This is a genomic window from Mucilaginibacter sp. R-33 (assembly GCF_049949235.1).
In the GTDB taxonomy this organism is placed as follows: domain Bacteria; phylum Bacteroidota; class Bacteroidia; order Sphingobacteriales; family Sphingobacteriaceae; genus Mucilaginibacter.
Map to the genome: position 1 here is coordinate 4,913,780 of NZ_CP188089.1, position 23,884 is coordinate 4,937,663.

Genomic DNA, 23,884 nt, shown 5'->3' on the forward strand with positions numbered 1-23,884 from the left:
ACAACATTATCGCCGTAAGTTTGTATATTGTCGTATGGCAGATGTGCATTCCGTAGAAACCCGCAGTTACAATATGTCCCGGATCCGCAGCAGGGATACCAAACCTGAAATGCAGGTTCGGAAATTCCTTTTTTTGCGCGGATTCCGGTACCGTCTGCACGATAAAAGATTGCCCGGCAGGCCTGACATAGTGTTGCCCAAATACAAAACCATTCTGTTTATTAATGGCTGTTTCTGGCATGGTCATGAAGGCTGCCGGTATTTTGTGGTGCCCAAAACCCGCACTGAGTGGTGGATAAATAAAATTGATACCAACAGGGGCAAAGATGCCGCAGCAGTGATAAAACTGCAGGATGCGGGCTGGAATATTATTACCATATGGGAATGTGATCTGAAAAAGAATAACTTCGAACAAACGCTCAATACGCTGATCACAAGGCTGAAAGGCTAAAAACGCTTTCTGGGGCACCGGTTATTATTGCTGTAAGCATTTAATATTTCTATCTTAGATGTTTACTTGAAATATTCTGATGCCATTCCCAATTATTGATTTGTTTGCAGGCCCTGGCGGACTAGCTGAAGGATTCAGTTCACTGACTGATGATGCGGGTGATCGTGTCTTTAAAATAAAATTGTCAATCGAGAAAGATGCTGATGCGCATCAGACACTGACGTTGCGTTCATTTGTCCGGCAATTCCCTGTTGGCCAGTTGCCGGATGAATATTACCGCTTTATCGAAAATAATCTATCCCTTTCAGAGCTTTATAATACCTATCCGGTTCAATACGGGGAAGCCAGTGACGAAGCTTGGCAAGCCACCCTTGGTCTTACGCCGGAAGCAGAAATTGATGAGCGTATTACCCGGGCACTGGCGGGCGATGAACCGCACTGGGTGCTGATCGGTGGACCTCCCTGTCAGGCATACTCGAATGTTGGACGCTCACGTGTTGGCGGCATTGATGAAGATGATCATCGTGTATATCTCTATAAAGAATATCTCCGTATCATCGCCCGCCATCATCCGTCCGTTTTTGTAATGGAAAACGTGGAAGGCTTGCTTTCGGCCACAGTTAACGGCGAGAGGGTGTTCGGCTGGATACTCAGGGACCTCCAGGCACCGGCAACGGTTTTTGATGAACTAAATGCTCCGGGATACCAGATTTACTCCCTGGTAACCGAAAATGTACGCAAGGATTCCGATTATCTGATTAAAGCAGAGGATTATGGTATTCCGCAAAAACGGCACCGGGTAATTTTGATTGGCGTAAGAAATGGCATTGCCGAACGGCCTGGCACGCTGGATAATGCGGCTGACGTTACCCTGCAATCTGTAATAGGAATGTTTCCAAAAATCAGAAGCGGAATGAGCAGAACCTTTGAACGCAGTGAAAATGTCATCAAAGAGGACGGCTCTGTCAAAAAGAGAAGATTTTACAATAAGGTGGAGGATTCTCCGGAAAACTGGGCTGAATTGACAGGAAACTTCAGAAATGACATTGTCGAACGCCTCGGTGTTGAATTACACGAAAATACTGAAGGTGCCCCGCCGGGCACCGGGGGCCAGTTCACACCATATCAGTTACCACTCATCGCTGCGGATCACCCGCTTGCTGACTGGTTCAGTGATGACAACCTCACCGGGATCACCCATCATGAATCCCGCAGTCACCTTACCCAGGATCTTAAAAGATATCTTTTTGCTGCTTTATATACCCGTAAAAACAAACGGTTTCCAAAGCTTAACGATTATAAATTATTTGACGAAGATCTGCTTCCTGATCACGACAACGTGTCTTCAGGGAAATTTACAGACAGATTTCGGGTGCAGCTTCCGGACATCCCCGCCACCACTGTAACCAGCCACATCAGCAAGGATGGTCATTACTTTATTCATTATGACCATGTTCAATGCCGCAGTCTGACGGTGAGAGAAGCAGCGAGAATACAGACTTTTCCGGATAATTATTACTTCTGCGGCAGCCGTACGGAACAATTCCATCAGGTTGGAAATGCAGTGCCACCTTATCTGGCTTATCAGATAGCTGAAATTGTCAATGATATGCTGATGAGGAACCTTGCGCCTGTTATTCAGGAGGATGAACTGGCTGATCAGCAATAAATATTATAATACTTTAATTTAACAATGTAAAAACCGGCTATATTTATTTGCTTATCACAACCTTAACCTTTATAATCAATGATAAACAACGCTTCAGGTGCTACTGCCAGCCAGCTGATCAGAAATTTCCTAACGGAACAGTCTCCGGCCAGTATGCTTTCTCTGACAGCATATGCCGGAGAAAACGACCTTGACGACGAAGCGGTCATAGAACTTGCACGCGGATTGGCTGAATCTGGTACGGTAATTAACGACATCAATGTTCCTTTATGTGATATCCCTTCTACCGGAGGCCCTGGTTCATTGTCGACATTACTTTGTCCGGTTGTTTTAAAACTGCTTGGAAACCACATTCTGAAATTAGGTGTGCCCGGGCGGCCAGCCGGCGGAATTGACGTACTCGGGCAGATCAGCGGTTATAAGACGAATCCTGACGCTGAACAATTAAGATCGTGGCTGAGAGAAAACCGGTATGTTCATTTCCTGGCCGATCAGAACTTTGCACCGCTGGATGCTTTGCTTTTTAATTTCAGAAAGGCAAATAACAGCCTTAATATTCCTGCACTGGTTATTGCGTCGCTGCTGTCAAAAAAAATAGCCGTGAACCTTAAATATATCGGACTGGATGTGCGCGTTTCGCCTTTCGGCAACTTCGGGGCAGATAACGCTGCCGCCGGGAAGAATGCGGCGCGGTTTAACAGAATTGCAGAAAAGCTGGGCATACGATCAGTGTGTTTCCTGACAAATGGCATTGTGGCGCAGCAACCCTACATCGGTCGGGGCGAATCCATACTTGCCCTGAAACACGTTTTTTCGGGAGAAAACGCGAATCTGAACAGACATTTCGGGCTTTTGGTGCAAATGGCCGTATCTGTAAGTACCCGTAAAAATCTCTCCTTTACTTTAAAGGATGTTGAACAGGCCTTTTTCGAAAACGTGACTACGCAGGGCGGTAACATAACATCTTTTTATGAAATTGCAGAACGTACGGAAAAATCACATATACATGTGATTAGGGCACCGGGAAGCGGGTTTATAAAAGTGGATCTTCATCTGTTGCGCGACGTCATAGTAAAAATTCAGAATAAAATCAAAGATACCCGTTTTGCTGATCCCTGCGGAGTTATACTGGCGAAAATGCCCTATGAGTTTATAAGCGCAGGCGAGGTGATATGTACCTACCGCTGCGATCCATCCTACATGAAAGAATTCAGCGAAAAGCTTGAGGCTTGTATTGATATTACCGGCAGTTCGTCTGCTGTTACCGACTTAGAAGTTATTTATTAATGGAAAAATATTGCTGTTTCAACTGCCCCGGAAAAGACTATTCTCTGAAAGAATTGACTGATCTTTGCCCAATCTGCGCTAATCCGTACGGCTTTCCGCTGGACTGTCATCCCGACTCCATTGACGGAATCAAAATAATAAAGTCGCTGGACCGGGGCTTTTACGGTGCGACCTATGTGGGGGAATTTGCGCCTTTTGGCAAACTGAAAGTTAAAAGGGTTATTAAAATAATTCCGGTGGCACTGTATTCCCTGATGAACAAAAGCTTTAATCAGGAATGTGAAAATCATCTTGAACTTTCGCAGAATTCCATTCATGTAGTAAACATTGACAACAACATTTATAAGGAAAGCATACCTGTTACTTTTACAAACGGCGTGACAATAGATTGTCACATGATCGGTCTTGAATATCTGGATGGCATTACCCTGAAAAATTTTCTGAACCAGGATAAAATTCCGGCAAATACAATTGCACAGATATCAATTGACCTGATTACCCTGTTACAGGAACTCCGGATCAACGAAAAATATCACAATGACCTGCATCCCGGAAATATTATGATCGAGAATCTTCCGCCATCAAGAAAACGGCTGGGCGAAATCGATGAAAATATAAAGGTAGTAGCAATAGATCTCGGATCAGTGGACCAGAAAACCAAAAGCCATGATGAATCAGACCGTACCGGCGATCTGCACTGGGTGGCCCAGTGTTTAAATAAGCTGAGCAGGAGGATCACAGATGATCCGGACCAGTATGATGAAAAAGACTGGCGCCTTGCTTTCCTGCTTGAGGAAAAAGCAGATTTTCTGAAGCCCGAAATTATCCATCAGAAACAAATTACCTACAAGGACCTGATTAATCAGATAAAGGATACTTTTTATCAGCATACGAACCCGTGGCAGGCGGAACTGAAGCTTAAAAGCTTTGATGATTCGGTTAATGCCCAGTCACTCAGTCCGTGGTATATCTCGTCACTGTTTGTAGACAAAGATGACACCTGGACAAATAGTATCAGCATTAAGGGACCGCAGGTGATTGCCGGTATGCGTGGTTGCGGAAAAACTATGCTGCTGCGCGCGCTTGAGTTTCATGCGCGCCTCATGCCCCAGAATACCGACGAACAAAACAACAGTGATCAGCTGATAGCCCGCTTAAAATCCGAAGACTATATCGGTCTTTATGTTTCCTGCGTTAAACTGCTCGATTTCAATGCGCTTGACGGTAATGCCTACAAGGAGATATATGAACCATATTCGAAATTACTGATCGGTTACGCCATACAATCCATTGATGTAATCCGCCATCTGAAGGACCTGAAAACCGAGGCAGTCAGAAAAGATTATTTCGTGCACATTGCTGCCGCGCTCGCACTGCTGATCAGTGATTCAGAAGAACTGAATAATGTAACCAGCGATTATGACCTGGGAACAAAACTTAAAAAGTACCTTAATTCGCTGAATGACGGCCAGTCTCAGCATAAGGTAACCATTCATCCAAAAATCGCTTTTCCACAGCTGGCCGAAGCAATAAGAAAGGCGTCCGAAGTCTTTTCGAATTCAAATATATTTTTCCTGCTCGATGACGTGTCTACCCGTTACCTCAACGATACAAACATTATTAAACTGGTGTCTGAATTGTTATTTCAGGATGAAACCTGTGCATTTAAATTCACAACGGAAGCACAAACCCTGGAGATGGTTATCATGGCGCCCGGGAGTCAGTCACAGGCAAAAATAGGCAGAGATTACTCCATTTTTGATCTTGGTGCCGAAGTGAATAAAATTATCCATGAGGATCACCATGAGGGACAGGCCTTCATTGAAAATATACTTTTGAAAAGGGCAAAGTATTTCCCTCTCCACCCTAAAAACATGACACCATCGGAGATTCTGGGAGATGCTTCGCTGATTTCAGTAGCGGAGGATATCGTCAGGGAAGCAAAGGCATCCGATAAAAAAGGTATTTATCATGGCATATCGGCGCTTACCGCTGTCTGCGTAGGTGATTTGGGCGACGTAATCGCTTTATACGAGTTGATACTCCGCAAAGGGATTGAAGCGAAAAAGTTTCCTATTGACGCGAAAATCCAAAACGCCTGTTATCTGGAACTGTGCAATTCCAGACTGTATGATCTGAACAGGCGGGATACGCGTTACCTTGATTTTGTGGAAGGGTTTGCCAATGCATCCCACCACCTGCTTGTGCAGTCTGCCATTCGTAAAGCGAAGGGCGAGGTGGAACGGTTCAGGCAGTATACATCTATATTTATTAATATCACTCACGGCGACACCGATAGTCAGTACCGTCAGGTACGGCAGTTAATCGATGCCGGTATTTTCAATCTCCAGGGAGGGCCTGAAGCCTCAAGAACCAACAGACAGGGACTAAAACCACAGCAGCAATTCAAGCTGATCTTCAGGAAACTTTATGGTGTCAGTAAACATATGGGGCTGTCCAGCGCCGACCGTTTTGAAATTTCGGGACCGGCACTGGAAGAATGGCTTAATAATCCTAAAAAAGGCAAGGAAATATTAATTAAAAACCTTAATCCCATCGCCGAAGATGAGATAGCGGAACAGATCAAAGAAGTAGTGCTTCCGGAAGAATCAGCCAAAGCTGACGCTGCGGAAAATCAGCAGTTATATCTTTTCGGCAATCAGGTTGAGGACGAGACAGAACATAAAGTGCTTCCGGATTATGAATTTACCTTAAACAAGCTGCCGGAAATTTCGGAGGTCGAAAGCGCGGCGTATGATGATTTAAAAATCGACGTGGCTGTAATTGGTCTCGGATTTGAAGAAGCAACATTGTACGCGGCAAAGAAGATCAAATCATTCCAACCGGAACGGGTAATTTTCATCCGGTTTTCTGAAGAGGGTTATACCAGTGAAATTCTGGAAGAATTCTCCTATCTCGGTGAAGACAATAAAGTAATTACAGACAGTACGTCGTTCAATGATCATCTCGGTTGGCTGGAAGGCAAAATGGTCCTCGTTGACATAACAGGCCTTCCCAAAGCAGTAATTTTTGACGCTATAAAAAACTCCTATGTTAAAAATGGCAGGTTTTGTTTCTCTCTGATGAATCCGGCACAGGAATATCCGCTGGATGAGGAAGTACAACCAATTATCGATTTAAACAATGAGAATGATTCTTCAATTCTGCTTAATGAGATGTCAGGTATCGTAAAGGGTGAAACAGGACCCTATGCGCTGATTAATCTGCTGCCGCACTACACAAATATCTCTGATCCGCGGGTGCTGTTTTCATTTGCATCAGCAAAGCATGAGCGGTTATACACGCTGATAGCCGAACGTGAATATGAAAAGATTAACGTAGTGGTATCTAACGGAGGCACGGCGAGGGAAAAACTGTCGAGGATCTCTGCCGAGTTTTCACTGAGACAATTTAACTCGGCTGTCATTCATTATATTGATCAGAACAATCTGGACGGGACGCTCACGCAACTGGCTAAGGATTATTACGCCTATTTCATACTTAATAATCTACATTTTGAAATCGCCTTAACGGGCAGCAAGATACAGTCGGCCGCAGTAGCCATCTTTTCGTCTGTCTTTAAAATATCACAATGCTGGTATGTAAGACCAGCCAGCTGGGATACCAAAAGATTTTCAATAGGCTATTCCGATTTTAAAATATTTCAGGTAAGCATAAAACAGGATTTATCATGATTGATGCTGACAATACAACAGAGTTAAATATGCTGGATGCTTACGCCTCTGAAGAGGCAAAGCCCAAACCCAAAGCAACCATCAACTCCTACAGGTCATTTGGCTATAACCTGCAAACAGCAGTCGCTGATATCATAGACAACAGCATTTCCGCCGGCGCGGTCAATATATGGGTTGATTATGAATGGAATGGCAGGGATTCTTTTCTGCTGATTGCCGACGATGGTGCAGGCATGAATAAAGATGAACTTGTTGACGCACTCACCCCCGGAAGCAAAGATCCCGAGACCGACCGCGGGGAGAATGATCTCGGAAGATTCGGTATGGGATTAAAAACAGCTTCTTTTTCCCAATGCCGCAGGCTCACTGTGGCTTCCGCGACAAAAGGAGATAACATTGTTTACCGGTGCTGGGATCTGGATTATGTAAACAGTGTTCAGAACTGGATACTGCTTAATTATCTGTCCGGCGAAAAATTCTTAAACCGGCTGCAAAAATCACATCAGGGAACGGTTGTGATCTGGGAAAAGATGGATAAACTGGTCGGGAAAGCCAATCCTGAAAATGATGCGGTCCGGCGTATATTTCAACAGGAAATGGAGCATCTTGAAGTTCATCTGGGTATGATCTTTCACCGGTTTATCGAAAATAAAAAGCTGAAAATATGGCTGAACGGCATCAGAGCCGAAGCATGGAATCCCTTTCTGTTAAAGTCAGGATCAACAATGCTCGGCCCGGAATTTTTAGGCCGAGCCAATACAGAGGTCAGGGCATTTATACTTCCCCATATGTCGCGCCTTGATGAACAGCAGCGTAAAACTGGCCAGGGCCCGAAAGGCTGGTATGAGCAGCAGGGATTTTACATTTACCGGAATCAGCGCATGCTCGTTGCAGGCGACTGGCTTGGAATGTTTACAAGAAATGAACATTCAAAACTGGCAAGGCTAAGCATTGACTTCAATAATGACCAGGATCATGAATGGGCGCTTGATATTAAAAAGTCAACGGCGAAACCGCCCGTTGAATTGCGTAAAGACCTGTACCGTCTGGGAAGCCTTGCGGTAAAGGAATCTGCAAAGGTCTATAATTACCGCGGCACAGCCTTAAAACGCAATCCGGATCTCCCTGAATTTGCTTTTCAGCCGATATGGAATGCCATAAAAACCAGGGAAGACGGGATAAATTATACCATCAACCGCACACATCCGCTGCTCCGGCAATTACTTGCAGGTGAAGAAAATGACTATGGCAAAATGAATCAGCTATTAAAACTGATTGAGAGGAACATTCCTATTGAAACTATAATCTACTACCAGAGTGAAGATCCCGGCATCCATGAATTAAGGACAACAAGCCCGGATATCGATGAAGTAACAATTGCCTTTGCAAAGCAACTTTTTGATACGCTCACAAAACAGGGGACGGGCAGCGAAATTGCGGTAAAACAGATCCTGAATATTGAACCTTTTAACCAGTACCCACAATTAATTGAATATCTGAAATGATTGATCCATTACAGGCTGCAAGGCAGATTACCCATATTTTCCTCGATTCCTATGATAAAGTCACCAGGGAAAATATCGAAACCGAAGCCGACAAGGCTCTGGCGTATCCCCACTACGGTCAGGTAGACCGGGCGAAGCTTATTGAACAGCTGATTGCAGATTTCGGCGTATATTCCGGCGAAGCAACCTCCTTGGTGGATGAGAACATCGTTCCGTGGGTGGCAGAGCGTAAGGTAACGCAATCCGACTGGCCGCTGTGGGCGAGATATGCAACCCACATGAAATCAAAAGACCCCGGCTTTCCGGTCAGAAGCCTAGATATTCTGACAGATACCGTTCTGGATAAATGCGTTGACCCTGCCAGGCAGGGAACCTGGGATCGGAGGGGAATGGTTGTGGGCCACGTTCAATCCGGCAAAACTTCCAACTTCATCGGTCTGATCAATAAGAGTGTTGATGCCGGTTATAAGTTAATCATTGTAATTGCCGGCATACATAACAGCTTGCGGAGCCAGACCCAGCTCCGGGTTGACGAAGGCTTTATAGGCAGAAAAAGCGCGGATTTTATTGAATTGCACCGGAAAATCAAAACCGGTGTCGGCGAATATCATGTTGACACCGAGATTTTCAGTTACACCTCTTCAGCTGACGACGGAGACTTTAAAAAAATAATTGCAGAGCGGCTTAACGTGCCTGTGGGCGGGCATAGTCCAACTGTACTCGTAATAAAAAAGAATAAAAGCATTCTTGAAAATCTTATTGACTGGCTTTCGAGATATTCCGTAGATACAGACGAGGGATTCCCGGTTATACAGAATATACCCCTGCTGGTTATTGACGATGAGGCCGACAATGCGTCGGTAAACTCTGGTAAGGATATCAACGATATCAGAACGATAAACAGACTCATACGCACATTGCTTACGCTCTTTCAGAAAAAGACCTTTATCGGCTATACCGCCACGCCATATGCAAATATCTTTATTCCAGAAGAATGGAATAACGATCAGGAATCGGTTATAGGCGGAAAAAAATTCCGGGTCGGGGAAGACCTGTTCCCAAGGGACTTTATTGTAAACATCCCTGCGCCCTCGAATTATATCGGCGCGGCCAGGATTTTCGGTTACGAGAATCCGGAGACCGGTGAAGGTTGCGAAGGCCTGGATATTGTCCGTCCCGCTGACGATCAGGAACCCTATTTCCCGAAAACCATCAATAAGACCAACAAGGGCAATCTGCCGGACGACGTTCCTGCCTCGCTTTATGAAGCAGTACAGTCTTTTATCCTAACCTGTGCAGTCAGAAGATTAAGAGGCCAGGAAAACGTGCATAATTCCATGCTGGTCCATGTTGCGCTTTATGTAAGCTGGATAGACCGGGTAGCAAAGCTCGTGGATGAAATTCTGGAGGATTACAGGGGACAGATAAAAGCCGGCAAAGGCAGCGTAATGACGGAACTGCAGGCGTTGTACCAGAAAGATTTTATTGAAACGACCCGGAAAACATTAACAAGCCTTGGGGACTACAGTGATGCCGCAATTACGGTTCATAACTGGGAAGATGTCAGGAAGGAACTCAGGAACGCCGTTATAAAAATTGAAGTCCGTGCAGTTCACGGCACCCGGAACACGAGTCAGCTTGAATATCACAATGTCGCAGAGATTAACTATGAGCTGAATAAGAAAACCGGGCTATCGGTAATTGCGGTAGGCGGAAACAGGCTGGCGCGTGGAATTACGCTCGAAGGCTTATCGGTCAGTTATTATCTCAGGACATCCCGGATGTACGATTCGCTGATGCAGATGGGGCGATGGTTTGGATACAGGCCCGGATACGCAGACCTTTGCAGGCTGTATACAACCGACCAGTTAATCAGCTGGTACAGGCATGTCACGGTTGCCACACAAGAAATGCGGGCCGACTTTGACGAAATGGCGGGCAGAAATAAAAAACCAAGTGATTACCGGTTAAAGGTGCGAACCCACTCCGGCCAGATGACCATCACCGCTGCATCAAAAATGCGGAAGCACGAAATTATCCGGGTCGGATTTTCCGGATCGTTTAAGCAAACCTATGAGTTTTCCAAAGAGCAGATAACGATAAAGAAAAACCTGGATGTCTTACAATCGCTGATCTCAGACCTGCCGGCTCCTTTTACAGATCAGGGAAACAAATTTTACTGGAAAGGCAGCATAGCAGACAAAGTTGCTGCTTTTATAGAAAATTACCAGTCTGAAGTCCCTGGTATAAAACCAGACGTAATTGCTGCATATATCCGCAAGCAAAACAAAAAGGACGTACTGCTTAACTGGTCGGTGGCATTGAAATCAAATACAAACGCCAAACATACCTGGAACTTTAACTTCTCCGACGGGCCACGTCCTGTAGGTTTGACCGAGCGTACCAATATCAGCAAGGGCAGGACTTATATTTTATCCAAAGGCAACATCCAAGACCCGCCGGATCTTTATTTCGACCTCGGCCTGAAACCGGAAAAAGGCAAAGTCGGCGTACCAAGTGAGCGGGTCCATGAAGCCAGGGCAGCCAGCGGCAACGGATTGCTGGTCATATACCCGCTCGATCCGGCGCAGATTACAGCAGAAAATAACCCGCCGGTGATTGGATTTTATCTGGCATTTCCAAAAATCGCAAACGAGGAGCTCGTTGAGTTTGCCGCGCAGGTGAAACCCGGGTTTGAAGACGGCCAGGATGATGACGATGATGACGAACAGCCATGAATTATGAAACCGAATTAATCTGGAACAGTCATGTCGGAGATTTCCAGGGTTATATTAAAACAAAGATTCCGGAAATAGCTGTAGTTGACTGCTATATTGCCACCAATGGTTTTACAGGAAATCGGGCGCTGCTGATTGATTTTAATATTGACCTGTCCACGGCTGACTTCAAATTTCAGCGTTTCAGGGGAGTTGAAATTCAGATTTTGCACCTTCCTGATAAACAGGAACTGGCCGTCATTTTAATGGAAAACAGTCTGTCCGGCGTCTTTACACTGCTTGTTGAAGATATGCTGTCGGAAATGTCAGACTGTAGTAATGAATCCATGGCATTGGCGGCAGCTTTCAGAATTATCGGGCTATGGAAGCGGATGTTTGAAAATTTAAGTCCGGACGGCCTCACTGCGGAACAGCAGCGGGGATTGTTTGGCGAATTATATTTTATGCGGCAGGCAGTAAATGAAGGGATAAGCCCGGCGCTGATGCTCGAATCATGGCAGGGTCCGGATGCCGCTAATCAGGATTATATTATAAATAATATAGGTGTCGAAATCAAGGCAACCGCGGCCAATCATGCATCTATTCAAATTTCCAATGAATGGCAGTTGTCTTCCGCGCATCTGGATAAGTTGTTTCTTTACCTGCTGGAACTAACGGAACGAAAAGGCGAAGCGCTCACCCTGAACAGCATTATCAGTGAATTGAGAAACACATTTGGCACGAATCCCGCCCTCATGGATAATTTTAGTCAGAAACTGATCAGGGCCGGTTATCTCGATGAACATACCGCTCTTTACCAGCGCAAAGATTATGTGGTCCGCAGAATAAGTGCCTTTCAGGTGACAACCGGATTTCCGAAAATCTCAGGTGAAGATGTTCCGGACGGAATTCACAGCATAACCTATAAAATTGAACCGGCCGCCTGCGATGATTACAGAATAGAGCCGGATAATTTATTCGCAAATCTGATTTAAAAACTGCTATGGAAGAAAATTTATCAGTTGTCCGGAAAGTAAACTTTGAACTGGATCAGTATATCCACAATGTTTTTCACGAAGTTCAGTCGCGGGTTTATGCAGATGGTGAAGGCGTACTAAAGGAAGACAAGTTTACCGAGTATATGCTTGATCAGCTGTCGGAAGCCAGTGAAACAGAGGGTATGGTAGTCTGCAACTATGTGAAACCCAATGAGCGCGGCAATATCGAATTCAAGATCAACGGATACGCTATAAGAGACGGATTTGAAACTATTGACCTTTTCATTACCCTTTACCGGGATACCAATGAATTGTACAATGTTAAAAAAACCGAATTTGAAGACATGATTAAATATGTCACAAGGTTCGGTAATGCAGCGATCAAGGGGTACCTGGATGAAATTGACCCCTCTCATACCGCCTGGTCTTTAGCCAAAATCATCCGGGGCAATTACAAAACCTTTGACCGTGTAAATATTTTCCTGCTTTCCAACGGCAACATCCCACATGACCCGCCCTCAAATTTCCGGCTGAAGGGGTTTGATGAACTCCGTTTCATTTTCCATATATGGGATATTGAACGCTTTCATCGTCTGTCTCAGTCAAAAGACAATCGGGAGCCGATTGAAATTACCTTCTGTGAAATTTATGAGGAAGCTGTCCCCTGCCTGAAAATGCCTGTTGACAATGAAGTCTATGAATGTTACCTGGCGATCGTACCCGGTAAAATACTTTCTATTCTTTACGATAACTATTCCACCCGCCTTCTTGAAAGCAACGTGCGGGCATTTTTGCAGCAAACAGGAAACATTAATAAAGGGATCCGGGATACCATCCGCGGGGAAAGGCCATATATGTTTTTACCTTACAACAACGGGCTGGCCGTTACTGCTTCTGAAGTGGAAACCGAGATCAAAGATGGCCAGCTGCTTTTGCGGTCTGTGAGGGATTTTCAGATTGTCAATGGCGGCCAGACAACAGCATCCCTTTTTCATACCGAAAAAAAACATAAGGCCAGTCTGGCCCAGGTATATGTACAGATGAAACTGACGGTCATAAAAGACCAGGAACTGAAAAACAGGGAAGTTCCCAATATTTCAAAATTCGCCAACAGCCAGAATAAGGTTTCGGATCTGGATTTATCTTCCAACCATCCTTTCCTGCAGCGCCTTGAACAGTTATCCAGAACTACGTACGCTATTGATCCGGAAAATCACAACAAGCAAACCATCTGGTTTTTTGAACGGGTTAAAGGCCAGTATAAGGAATTGTATAATAAGGAACCCACCAAAAACAAACAGGATGCCTTTAAAATAAGGTATCCGACAGATCAGAAATTCGTTAAGTCGGAAATCGGAAAACTGATGAATACCTGGAAGTGCCTGCCGTATAACGTTTCATTAGGCGCAGAAAAGAATTATCCGAAGTTTATGGAGTCGGTTGAAAAAGAGTTTGCAAAAAAACAACCAGGCAAAGTCTATTATGAGGATCTTATTGCCAACGCTATCTTATTCCGGAAAGCTGAACAGCTGTACGGCCGCAAGGGTAAAGATCCCGTAGGCGACACCAACATCCGTTCCTTTGTGGTGACCTATTCATTGTCATTGCTGTATTACCTTACAGATCACCTGATGGATCTTGGCAAGATCTGGAATGAGCAAAGGGTTTCAGAAGGCACACAAGTTGAGATCTACCGGCTTCTGCAACATGTCTATCAGTACCTTACATCTTCACAGGAATCTTTGATCAGTGAATTTGCACGGAAAAAGTATTGCTGGGAAGAGCTGATCAAGCTCAAATATGAGATTAACAGGGAAAATTTAACCGGGTGCCTGCTTACGCCAGAAGAACATGCCGCCCGTTACTCGGAAGAAACCGGTAAAATAAAGGAGGCGGAACAATATGCGCAAACCGAAAAACTAAGCCAGCTTGGACTGGCTTTCTGGGATGGTTTTTCAAAATGGCTGCTCTCACGCGATGATTTCAGTACCATCCAAAAAAACTTTGCAGCAAATATTAAAAGTAAAATGTTCAGACTCGGAACGTTTAGCGATACGGAAATACGACAGGGTCTGCAATTGCTTCAGCAATTTGAAAAACTGGAAATTACCAGTGAGTACATCTGTTCACTATCCTCTTATAAAGACGTTAAAGCCATCAATACGGCTGAAATTTATCACCGGATAAGCCAGCTGACAGACAAGGACTGGCAAAAAATAATGGACGTGGGGGATCAGACCAAATCGCTGAATTTTAACGACATCAGTGTTATTAGGACCGTAGTAAAAAAACTGAAGCAGGGTGAACAAATAGACTTTAAAAGGCTTTCCGTGATTAATGACTGCTTGGACAAGGTGAAAAAATATGGAATAAAATTTTAACTAATTGTCCAAAACTGGCCCCAGTTGTGACTTATAGTCTGCTGTTTTTTTTATATGATAACAGTAAATTTGAACATGCAGACGCCTACTTTACCCGGTCAAATTTGTGAGATTTTAACGCCGATGGATGATGAAAATCCATCGGATGTTTATATTGTTGCGGAAGACCCTTCCCCCTTTGACTTGGACGATGAAATCTATATCGTAAATTTGCGTGAGTTACAGAAAAATCTAAATAACCCTTCAGAGGCTTCACAAATAGCCGTTCAGAAATCAGATTTAAATGTCGTTGCTGAAACTCTGGAAGAATATATAGGTAGCTGGAATATCACCAAGCAAGAGGGTCCGTTTTAGCGTTTGTAATCTTGCCTATTAATGTTCATCGGCCTTTGATTTTTTCTTTTAATGAGCCTGTAACAATGGTAACATCAAAGATATAAATATGAGGTGTCATTGTATTATTTACTATCCTACCTCATTTAAATTATTTTTCGTTGGTACTACTCCTATAGACTTCTTTTCCTGATACTAAATATAACTAGATACTCCAAGAATATTTGGGTTAAAGCAATATTATTGTCAACGTCGTGATTATTGTACTGGTTAAAACTGGCTAGTTCAAATATATATGCCGTAGGGGTGGTAAAGGACATTAGTGAGTTCTGGGGACTCGCTGAAACGGATCCTCTGATCCGACTAAAATTGACCGGGGCAATCTTGGTTAACCGGACCGCCCTGATTATAAAGTTGTGCTTTAGCGGCGACCATTGTTCCTGGGAAGACCATCCAGTTGAGCTAATGGCTAATACGACTTTAAGCATGAGTAAAATCAGACAAGTACTAAGAATGTATGACCAGGGACGAAGTAAGCAATTTATCGCCCTGCACCTAAATGTAGCACGTAACACCGTAAAAAAGTACCTGGCCGCCTATGAAGCCGGTGGCTTCAGTTTCAAGGAGATCAATGCCCTGAATGACAAAGAGCTGGAAGACTTTTTTGGTAAAGCCAGAGAACGGGAACGGGACCCCAGCCAGCGTATGCAGTCGCTGCTGCGCTGCTTCCCGCACGTAGATAAAGAACTCAAACGCACCGGAATGACCCGTAAGATCCTTTGGGAGGCCTATAAAAAGGAGTTTCCCGATGGTTATGCTTATACCCAGTTCTGCGACTATTACGTAAGCTGGAAAGGGAGGGTAAACCCCACGATGCACCTCGATCATAAAGTCGGTGATAAGCTTTTTGTAGACTTTGCCGGCGAGAAGCTAAGCTATGTCGATAAGGAGACCGGCGAAGAAATCGCTGTCGAAGTGTTTGTGGCTATCCTGGCCGCCAGCCAGTTGACCTATGTAGAAGCGGTTCACAGCCAGCAGAAGGAAGACTTTATTACAGGCTGTGAGAATACGATGCACTACATCGGCGGGGTTCCCCAGGCCCTGGTACCCGATAACCTGAAGGCTGCGGTGACCAAAAGCAACCGCTATGAACCTACGCTGAACGAGACTTTCCTGGACTTTGCCAACCACTACGGAACCACCGTATTGCCGGCAAGGGCCTATCGTCCGCGGGACAAGGCTTTGGTAGAAGGCGCGGTAAAGATCATGTACAGGCGCTTGTATGTGCCTATACGCCAGCAAACTTTTTTCTCACTTAAGACTCTGAATGCAGCTATCCGGGAGATACTAGATGAGCACAACAACCAGCCCATGAAAGGCCGTAATTACAGCCGCAGGATGCAATTTGAAGAGGTTGAGCGGGAAACGCTTGATCCGCTACCGGTACAGCGGTATGAGTTCAAAAAGATTTTCCACGCTACCGTGATGAAGAACAGTCATATCTGTTTGGGACCCGATAAACATTACTACAGTGTGCCGATCCGCCTGATCGGTAAAAAGATAAAAATCCTGTATTCCGGCTCTACGGTAGAGATCTTTTCCAACTACGACCGCGTTGCTGTCCACAAGCGCAACAAAACACCTTACCAGCATTCCACTCAGCAGGAACACCTGGCCCATACACACCGCTATTCCAATGAAAGGACACCTGAGAAATTCCTCGAGGAGGCGGCGGCCTACGGTGAAGATGTGCGCTTATACATCGTTAAGATTCTGGAACGCAAGCAGCACCCTGAACAGATCCGCAAGTCCTGTGAGGGTATTTTAAGCTTGGGTAAAAAGGCAGGCGCAGAGCGCCTGGCCAATGCCTGCAGAAAGGCTATGGACTACGGGGTCTATACCTATAAAAACATCCAATCCATCCTCGAGAACAACATGGACAGCTACAAGGAGAGCAGCATCTTTGCTGATGAACTGCCAATGCCTGCCCACGATAACATTCGCGGAGAAGAATATTATAAATAACCTTTACAACCATAAAACATGAATACAACTACATTGGAGAAGCTTCGGAAACTGAAATTCACCGGCATGTACAATGCCTTTAAAACAAACCTGGAGAATGGTAAGGCGGAGGAATATACTACTGACCAGCTATTGGCCTTGCTGGTAGATGCCGAATATGATTACCGAATGAACAAACGGATCGAGAGCCTGATCTTTAACGCCAGATTCCGTTATAAGGCTTCTATTGAGGAGATGAACTACCATCCCGAAAGAAACATTGACCGGAATTTTGTGCAGCGCCTGGCAGACTGTACTTTTATTAGCCGGGCGGAGAACATCCTGATCACCGGTTCTACTGGCTGCGGCAAGAGCTACCTGGCGACAGCATTAGGTATCAATGCCTGTGAAAAAGGCTACAGGACCTTGTATATGAGCATTACCAAGCTATTTCCTAAACTGAAGATGGCTAAGGCTGACGGAACCTATATTAAGGAAATTGCCAAGATTGAAAGGATGCACCTCGTGATCTTTGATGACTTCGGGATTCATCCCCTGGATGCACAAAGCCGCGCTATCCTGATGGAAGTTATTGAAGATATTCATGGAAAGACATCGATGATCTTTACTTCACAGCTACCGGTTAATAAATGGTTTGAAGTGATTGGCGAACGGACAATTGCAGATGCGGTACTGGACAGAGTTACGCCGGAAGCTCACCGGATCGAGATAGAAGGTGAATCCATGCGTAAACGAAGAAGCCGGAAATCCGAATACGAATACGACTAAGAAGAGGTGGTATATCTGTATAACTAAATACTTCAGAAGATTAGGTTAAGCTATAAGATTCAAATATTAAGACTTTCGTTTAAGTAAAATGGATGATATTTAAGGGGTGAGAAAATTGAGTGAAAATTTAAAATTTGGGTGTATGGAGATTCCGCTCAAACTGACCACCTGATTCCGATTTAAAGTGACCAGGGTATTCCGGACCAAAGTGACCACCTGATTCCGGATCAAATTGACCACCCCATTTTTGGTAGTTTATGCATCAGACGCTGGCCGTCCTTTTAAATGCCAAATACAGTCGCCGGGTGAACGAGTTGATCGGTAGCCTCATTAGGTATGCGAAATAGCGCTGAAAGCCTCTAATAAAGCAATGAACGGCCATAACCAGAATGGAGATCCTGCAATCACCTTGCATATTAAAGCTTCGAAAAGAAAAAAGAGGTTATAGATAGAGCAGCACCAGGCTAAATGGAAATTGGTAAATAATTATCTTTGTTTATGCTGCTAAAGCATGAGCTGCATTTCTTTGCCAGCAAACAGGTGGTCAGTTTTGCCACGGAATAGGGTGTAACATATCTCCGAAACGCCCAACACCTAAATTATTGATTTATAGCCAGTTAAATTAACCTCAGGTAAATAAAATATCGTTATTAGAAACCAATACATGCGCTATTTATCCCTGTTTATATCATCTATAAAATCGGTCCAGTAACAGACGCTTGTTCAAAACAGCTTCCCGAGACGTCAAAATCAAGTTCAAGCGTGCGCCGAGGGGTAAGAAATCCATTAAAACAATTTACAATTTTTTATACATTCACTTTTTTTAAATTTTAAAAATCATTTATCATGTCAACATTTCAGAAATTAAAAGATTTAGTAGCCGCCACAGAGGCGGATGCTATTGCATTCCACGAGAAAAATAACAAAGCAGCCGGCACCCGTTTGCGCAAGGCCTATCAGGAAATTAAAGTACTGGCACAGGCGGGCCGCACCGAAGTAACGGATATTAAAAACCAAGAGAGTAAATAACAGCATTAACTGTTTTGAGGAGCGGGCGGCCAACACACTGGGTCGCCCGTTTTATTTCAATAAGGATTGCCTCCCGAAAATGAAAATTGTTCACAATGAGGCTATTTATCAACACCCCCATTTCTTCTTTTTTTTTCGACTAATTTTACTCTTACCTGAACTGACAATCATATCCATTAACTAACCAACCAGCGCTATGGTTGATATCAGTCTCTGTATCCAACTTAGTCTTTAAGCTTTTAGAGCGACTAGGAAAGAAGTCAGAAATCATTCTGTTGCGACCGGCGTATTTTGAACTTAATTGTTGTTATGAAAATTTCACTTCCTGCTGTAAGTTATGTCGAAACCACTCCTCAAGGCACTATTATGTCTGTGTTAAATCTGACAGAAATAATTGAGTCCAATTTAACCGCATTACCAGGTGCACGTACTGCCTATACATTTAGAAAAAAAGGATTTGAGGTGCTGGTTTTACAGCACCGAGATGAAAAGTTTTCGAAATCTTATGATTATGTACTTTCTGGAAATGCATCAGAGTTGGATATAAAATCAGAGGAAATTGATCTTCGTACTTGTGAATGGGTTAAACATCCGTTGTTCGGAGAGAAATACCTGGCCCAACACACACCTGAACATGTACGCGAATCTTGGATCAACGCATTTCACTATAAGGAAGACACGGCTGAATCTTCGGGTCTGAGATCGCCACAATTAGGTGCGCTACACGCGATACAAGCACATTGGACTATAACTGACGAGACAGCAATTATCGTGTTGCCAACGGGTACGGGCAAAACGGAGACCATGTTATCGGTAACAATTTCTCAACGTCCAAAATGTTTGCTGGTCATCGTTCCAACAGATGCGTTGCGTAATCAATTGGCGAAAAAATTCGCCACTTTAGGGATATTGCCCGAATTTGATATTATCGAAAATTGTGAATTGCCAATTACCGGGATCGTCAAACATGGGTTTAAAAGTAAAGATGAAATAGATAATTATTTTTCAAAGGTAAACGTCGCGGTGACGACAATGGGAGCCCTGACATCATCTTCTGCTGAAATGCAACAATATATGGCCGAAAAACTCAGTCATCTTTTTGTTGATGAAGCCCATCACTCCCCTGCAGAAACCTGGAATAAATTCAAGAAAAAAATGTCAGGGAAACCAGTGGTATTATTTACGGCTACACCGTTTCGGAATGATGGTAAAAGGCTTGAGGGAAAGATCGTTTTCAATTTCCCTCTAAGAAAAGCACAAGAACAAGATTATTTCAAGCCGATCCGTTTTCGACCTGTAAACGAATATGACCGAAATATAGCCGACCAGGTAATTGCGGAAGAAGCTATAAAGGCACTAAAAGAAGATTTAGCAAAAGGTTATGACCATATATTGATGGTTAGGGTCAATAAAATTATTCGAGCGGAATACATTCTTCAATTTTATGAAAAGCATCCGGAATTTAATCCGATCATCGTCCACTCACAAATAAAGCCATCTTCTAAGTTAAAAGAATTAGTACAGGAGGTCATCGACAAAAAACATAGAATAATAATTTGTGTCGACATGCTTGGAGAAGGGTTCGATTTACCGGAATTAAAAATTGCAGCCTTTCATGATACAAAAAAAAGCTTAGCTATAACGTTACAACTTGCCGGACGGTTTACCAGGGTAAAAGCTAATTTAGGACCTGCTACATTCATTGCCAATATAGCAGAGCCGGAAGTGACTGAGGATCTCGAAAATCTATACTATAAAGATTCTGACTGGAATATTCTTCTCCCTGATCTATCTTACAAAATGAGCCTGGAGCAAGAGGATTTTAGAACATTTCTTGAAGGGTTCAAGGGCTTTCCAGATAAATTTCCTGTACAGGCTATAAAACACCCGCTAAGCACAATTATGTTCAAGACTGAAACCAAAGCTTGGAAACCTTTATCTTATAAATCCGGGCTTCATGCAGTCGATAAATATGATTATGTGTACAGCGATTATAATGACCAAGAAGAAGTGTTACTTATAATCACCGGCCAAAAATCGTATGTCAAATGGGCGAAAATCGAAGACTTCACAAGCATGAACTTTGATATCATTATAAGTTACTTCGATAAAAAAAACAAGTTGCTTTTTATACATTCCTCAAACACGGGCTCTTATTTTGAAAAATTCGCCAAAGCCATTGCACCAAATTGCACGCTAATAAAAGGTCAAAATATGTTTAGGTGTTTTGCCGGAATTAATAGAATCAGGCTTCATAATGTAGGTGTCCGCGAACCAATGGGTAGAGCAATGAATTATATCATGCGCGTGGGGAGTGATATAAAGTCTGCATTGAGGGCGACGGAGATTAAAAAAGCTATCAAGTCCAACATTTTTGGCGTAGGTTTCGAAGCGGGATCTCGTAATAGTATAGGCTGCAGTCACAATGGCCGTGTATGGTCAATGCGTAGCAACAATATACCTACTTGGATAAAATGGTGCAAAGCCGTTGCTAAAAAGATTACAGATGAAAGCATAGATAGCAGCTTAGTTTTAAAAGGAACACTTTTACCAACTGAGGCAACAAGAATACATGATAGCGTTGCTTTCAACATCGAATGGCCGGATTTTATATACAGAGAACAAATTGGTACGCTGGAAATCAAATATGCCAATGGTGAAGAATACCCGATCTGGAATTGCGACCTAAGTATCATCGAACAAGATCAAATCAGCATTAAATTTTTACTTGAAACACCTGCAGGCAAACACCGTTTTAATTTGGAACTTGTCAATGAGCCTGATAGAAAAGATTTCAAAATCGAAGGAGACCCACAGCTATCTATTATAGACGGACTAAAAAGCCAATCTTTAAACGAGTTTTTTTATTACAATCCTCCACTTATTTATTTCGCAGATGGATCCTTCTTAGAAGGCAATTTATTTACCGAAGTGCCCTCAATCATCCCTGCATTTGACAAAGATAAAATTATTGGTATCGATTGGACAACTGCCGATATCCGAAAAGAATCACAAACACACCTTAAAGACAAAGCAAGTATTCAATTTTTAATGCTGGAAAAGTTAAAAAAAGAAAAAAATTACGAAGTCATCATGGATGATGATGACAAGGGCGAAATTGCGGACATTGTAGGATTATCCGTAAATAACAAAGAAAAAACATTAAATATTGATGTATATCATTGTAAATATTCAGTCGACGGAAAAGCCGGTACCCGAATAGACAATTTCTATGCTGTTTGCAGTCAGGCTCAAAAAAGCATTAAATGGATGGAAAACACAGACATGATATTTAAGCAACTGCAAAAGCGCAGCAATCAACGTCTCAAAATAAAAGGCATCGATAGGTTCGAAAAAGGCGATAGCGATCTGCTGGATCTTCTTAAAAGACGTGCAAAAAAAGATCTTAAAGTTAAGATGAATGTATATATAGTTCAACCTGGCTTATCAATAACCAAATACAGAGAAGATGGCGATATCTCGAAATTGTTGGCGGCAGTAGAAAGTTATTTGAAAGAAACATGGAATGCGCCATTAACAGTTTATGCTAACTCTATTTAGCCACGAATATTGTTAATCCGTTAGGCGCATTTGATTTAGGCGCGGCTGAATCACACCAACAATAAAAACAAAACAATCAATAGTTAACCTAAGCTTATTACGATAATAAATATTAATATTTATGCAAAAGATAGCTGACTATAGCACCTATGAGCGCTGCTGATGCAAAACTCATTAGCGTTCCTACTAATATGTATTCAGTCTTTTTTTGCGCCCGGTCTTCTGCATCGCCAAAGCGCAGAATAGACTTAGCTGCCATCAGAAACCCTAATGCCGTATATTGATTGGTAATAATGAAACTAAGTATCAGTACTCTTTCGCATCGGCCAATCCATATACCGGCTTTATCTAATCCTGCTGTATCCATCCCAGCCTCCTTTTGCCATTTGCTTGTTGCTATTCCGATAGCTATACCTAATGGCCCTGTTACCAGGTAGTAAGCGATTATTAACACCCAAAAATGTGCCGAGTTTAGGTACTTAGATATCCAGGTAAATACAGTGTTGGCATCAAAGTAGAATATAGTCCAAACAGCCACAATTACAAATACATGGAGTAATTGGTCGGTAAGAAAGTAAGCAAATGCATGAGGACGATAGCTCTTCCAGATATCTATTAATAAGTGGCTTACCATAACAATCAATGGCAGGTACCAGTGACTCCAGTCCCATAAAAACAAGTACGTCAGCGCTGTTACTACCAGTATGTGATAGTACATTTCCGGAGCTTTCTCCTTTTTGGTATTCTTAGCTTTAACCCACTTTGTTGGTTGCAACAAGAAATCACTTAGCAGATGTGCTAATAGCAAACGTAATAATAGGGTTAGTTCCATTACAAGAGATATTGCTTTTCCAATTCTTTGCTAATATAGTTAATTCCCTTTTCTACTTCTTTCCATCTTGCCGCTCTCAAACTGAGCGCGACTGCGGGTTGGGTCATTTTCAGCTTTTTGGCTACCTGCTCCTGGGTGTTATCATCCTTTTCCAAAAACTGAAAAATAGTTTCCGCCTGCGTTCGTGTCCAACTCCTGATAATCGAATTCATGAACATCAGTAACATTTCAAAGACCTCGTTACTTTTTTCATCAGCAGTGGTTAGCCTTATAATGTCATCTTTATTTAGCTGGTCAAACTTTCTGCCCGAAAGATGAAATGCCTCTCCGTCTGAGTCCAGTACATTCTTTCCCTCATAGGCGATCTCACCTATGCCGATAGAAAGCCGGGTGCCTAATTGAACTCGAATATCTGATTTTGAAGTTTTACCTGCCAGGCTAAATGAATCTGAGTTAAGTTTAAACCAGCATATCAGTTGGATACATCTTTTTAAAACCTGGGTAATGTCATTTACTATCAATTGATAGCTATCGCCGCGAAAGACCTGCGCGTCCTTGGTATTCTTAACCATGGTCTTCATTAGTTGTTCTGTCTCTACAATTAATTTACTGCGTCTATCACTTGGTAGCTTA

The 23,884-nt window shown here is 43.2% G+C and carries 15 protein-coding genes; 13 read left to right on the forward strand and 2 right to left on the reverse strand.

What is annotated here, in order from left to right; translation table 11 throughout:
* The first annotated feature begins 34 nt into the window (after positions 1–34).
* The 13 genes from ACP26M_RS20145 (at position 35) to ACP26M_RS20205 (ending at position 22,419) form a co-directional block, all read left to right on the forward strand.
* Positions 35–451, forward strand: a complete 417-nt coding sequence (locus ACP26M_RS20145; protein WP_426582701.1) for a very short patch repair endonuclease — start codon at positions 35–37, stop codon at positions 449–451.
* 79 nt (positions 452–530) lie between these two features.
* Positions 531–2,120, forward strand: coding sequence for a DNA cytosine methyltransferase (locus ACP26M_RS20150; RefSeq protein WP_426582703.1), 1,590 nt, complete (start codon positions 531–533; stop codon positions 2,118–2,120).
* A 78-nt stretch (positions 2,121–2,198) separates the two neighbouring features.
* Positions 2,199–3,407: a hypothetical protein gene (locus ACP26M_RS20155; protein WP_426582705.1), complete on the forward strand. Its 1,209-nt coding sequence runs from the start codon at positions 2,199–2,201 to the stop codon at positions 3,405–3,407.
* Positions 3,407–7,102: a hypothetical protein gene (locus ACP26M_RS20160; protein WP_426582707.1), complete on the forward strand. Its 3,696-nt coding sequence runs from the start codon at positions 3,407–3,409 to the stop codon at positions 7,100–7,102. Before ACP26M_RS20155 ends, ACP26M_RS20160 begins: the two co-directional genes overlap by 1 nt.
* Entirely contained in the window at positions 7,099–8,607 is a 1,509-nt protein-coding gene (locus tag ACP26M_RS20165; RefSeq protein ID WP_426582709.1) for an ATP-binding protein, read from the forward strand. The genes ACP26M_RS20160 and ACP26M_RS20165 overlap by 4 nt, the downstream gene beginning before the upstream one ends.
* Positions 8,604–11,345: a Z1 domain-containing protein gene (locus ACP26M_RS20170; RefSeq protein ID WP_426582711.1), complete on the forward strand. Its 2,742-nt coding sequence runs from the start codon at positions 8,604–8,606 to the stop codon at positions 11,343–11,345. Before ACP26M_RS20165 ends, ACP26M_RS20170 begins: the two co-directional genes overlap by 4 nt.
* Positions 11,342–12,319: a PD-(D/E)XK motif protein gene (locus tag ACP26M_RS20175; RefSeq protein WP_426582713.1), complete on the forward strand. Its 978-nt coding sequence runs from the start codon at positions 11,342–11,344 to the stop codon at positions 12,317–12,319. Before ACP26M_RS20170 ends, ACP26M_RS20175 begins: the two co-directional genes overlap by 4 nt.
* Before the next feature lie 8 nt (positions 12,320–12,327).
* Positions 12,328–14,703: an AIPR family protein gene (locus ACP26M_RS20180; RefSeq protein ID WP_426582715.1), complete on the forward strand. Its 2,376-nt coding sequence runs from the start codon at positions 12,328–12,330 to the stop codon at positions 14,701–14,703.
* 75 nt (positions 14,704–14,778) lie between these two features.
* A complete protein-coding gene (locus ACP26M_RS20185; protein WP_426582717.1) occupies positions 14,779–15,057 on the forward strand; it encodes a hypothetical protein in 279 nt (92 codons plus the stop codon).
* A 465-nt stretch (positions 15,058–15,522) separates the two neighbouring features.
* Positions 15,523–17,061, forward strand: coding sequence for an IS21 family transposase (gene istA / locus ACP26M_RS20190; RefSeq protein WP_426582719.1), 1,539 nt, complete (start codon positions 15,523–15,525; stop codon positions 17,059–17,061).
* Between the two features lie 18 nt (positions 17,062–17,079).
* Positions 17,080–17,829 carry an IS21-like element helper ATPase IstB gene (gene istB / locus ACP26M_RS20195; RefSeq protein ID WP_426582721.1) on the forward strand — a complete coding sequence of 250 codons (750 nt, stop codon included), beginning with the start codon at positions 17,080–17,082 and terminating at the stop codon, positions 17,827–17,829.
* 846 nt (positions 17,830–18,675) lie between these two features.
* Entirely contained in the window at positions 18,676–18,858 is a 183-nt protein-coding gene (locus ACP26M_RS20200) for a histone H1 (RefSeq protein ID WP_426582723.1), read from the forward strand.
* A 309-nt stretch (positions 18,859–19,167) separates the two neighbouring features.
* Complete coding sequence (locus tag ACP26M_RS20205) at positions 19,168–22,419, forward strand: DEAD/DEAH box helicase (RefSeq protein ID WP_426582725.1); 3,252 nt, start codon at positions 19,168–19,170, stop codon at positions 22,417–22,419.
* A 112-nt stretch (positions 22,420–22,531) separates the two neighbouring features.
* Here the strand turns inward: ACP26M_RS20205 and ACP26M_RS20210 are convergent, their stop codons facing one another.
* Together ACP26M_RS20210 and ACP26M_RS20215 are read right to left on the reverse strand one after the other, a co-directional pair.
* Complete coding sequence (locus tag ACP26M_RS20210; protein ID WP_426582727.1) at positions 22,532–23,251, reverse strand: DUF3307 domain-containing protein; 720 nt, start codon at positions 23,249–23,251, stop codon at positions 22,532–22,534.
* On the reverse strand, positions 23,251–23,832 hold the full coding sequence (locus ACP26M_RS20215; RefSeq protein ID WP_426582729.1) for a hypothetical protein: 582 nt from the start codon (positions 23,830–23,832) through the stop codon (positions 23,251–23,253). The genes ACP26M_RS20210 and ACP26M_RS20215 overlap by 1 nt, the downstream gene beginning before the upstream one ends.
* Positions 23,833–23,884 lie beyond the last annotated feature (52 nt).

Bases quoted from the DNA above. Each gene is read 5' to 3' on its own strand.
- istB (WP_426582721.1), top strand. From the start codon at position 17,080: ATGAATACAACTACATTGGAGAAGCTTCGGAAACTGAAATTCACCGGC.
- ACP26M_RS20205 (WP_426582725.1), top strand. From the start codon at position 19,168: ATGAAAATTTCACTTCCTGCTGTAAGTTATGTCGAAACCACTCCTCAA.
- ACP26M_RS20150 (WP_426582703.1), top strand. From the start codon at position 531: ATGCCATTCCCAATTATTGATTTGTTTGCAGGCCCTGGCGGACTAGCT.
- ACP26M_RS20180 (WP_426582715.1), top strand. From the start codon at position 12,328: ATGGAAGAAAATTTATCAGTTGTCCGGAAAGTAAACTTTGAACTGGAT.
- ACP26M_RS20185 (WP_426582717.1), top strand. From the start codon at position 14,779: ATGCAGACGCCTACTTTACCCGGTCAAATTTGTGAGATTTTAACGCCG.
- ACP26M_RS20170 (WP_426582711.1), top strand. From the start codon at position 8,604: ATGATTGATCCATTACAGGCTGCAAGGCAGATTACCCATATTTTCCTC.
- ACP26M_RS20165 (WP_426582709.1), top strand. From the start codon at position 7,099: ATGATTGATGCTGACAATACAACAGAGTTAAATATGCTGGATGCTTAC.
- ACP26M_RS20215 (WP_426582729.1), bottom strand. From the start codon at position 23,832: ATGAAGACCATGGTTAAGAATACCAAGGACGCGCAGGTCTTTCGCGGC.
- ACP26M_RS20175 (WP_426582713.1), top strand. From the start codon at position 11,342: ATGAATTATGAAACCGAATTAATCTGGAACAGTCATGTCGGAGATTTC.
- ACP26M_RS20200 (WP_426582723.1), top strand. From the start codon at position 18,676: ATGTCAACATTTCAGAAATTAAAAGATTTAGTAGCCGCCACAGAGGCG.
- ACP26M_RS20145 (WP_426582701.1), top strand. From the start codon at position 35: ATGGCAGATGTGCATTCCGTAGAAACCCGCAGTTACAATATGTCCCGG.
- istA (WP_426582719.1), top strand. From the start codon at position 15,523: ATGAGTAAAATCAGACAAGTACTAAGAATGTATGACCAGGGACGAAGT.
- ACP26M_RS20210 (WP_426582727.1), bottom strand. From the start codon at position 23,251: ATGGAACTAACCCTATTATTACGTTTGCTATTAGCACATCTGCTAAGT.
- ACP26M_RS20155 (WP_426582705.1), top strand. From the start codon at position 2,199: ATGATAAACAACGCTTCAGGTGCTACTGCCAGCCAGCTGATCAGAAAT.
- ACP26M_RS20160 (WP_426582707.1), top strand. From the start codon at position 3,407: ATGGAAAAATATTGCTGTTTCAACTGCCCCGGAAAAGACTATTCTCTG.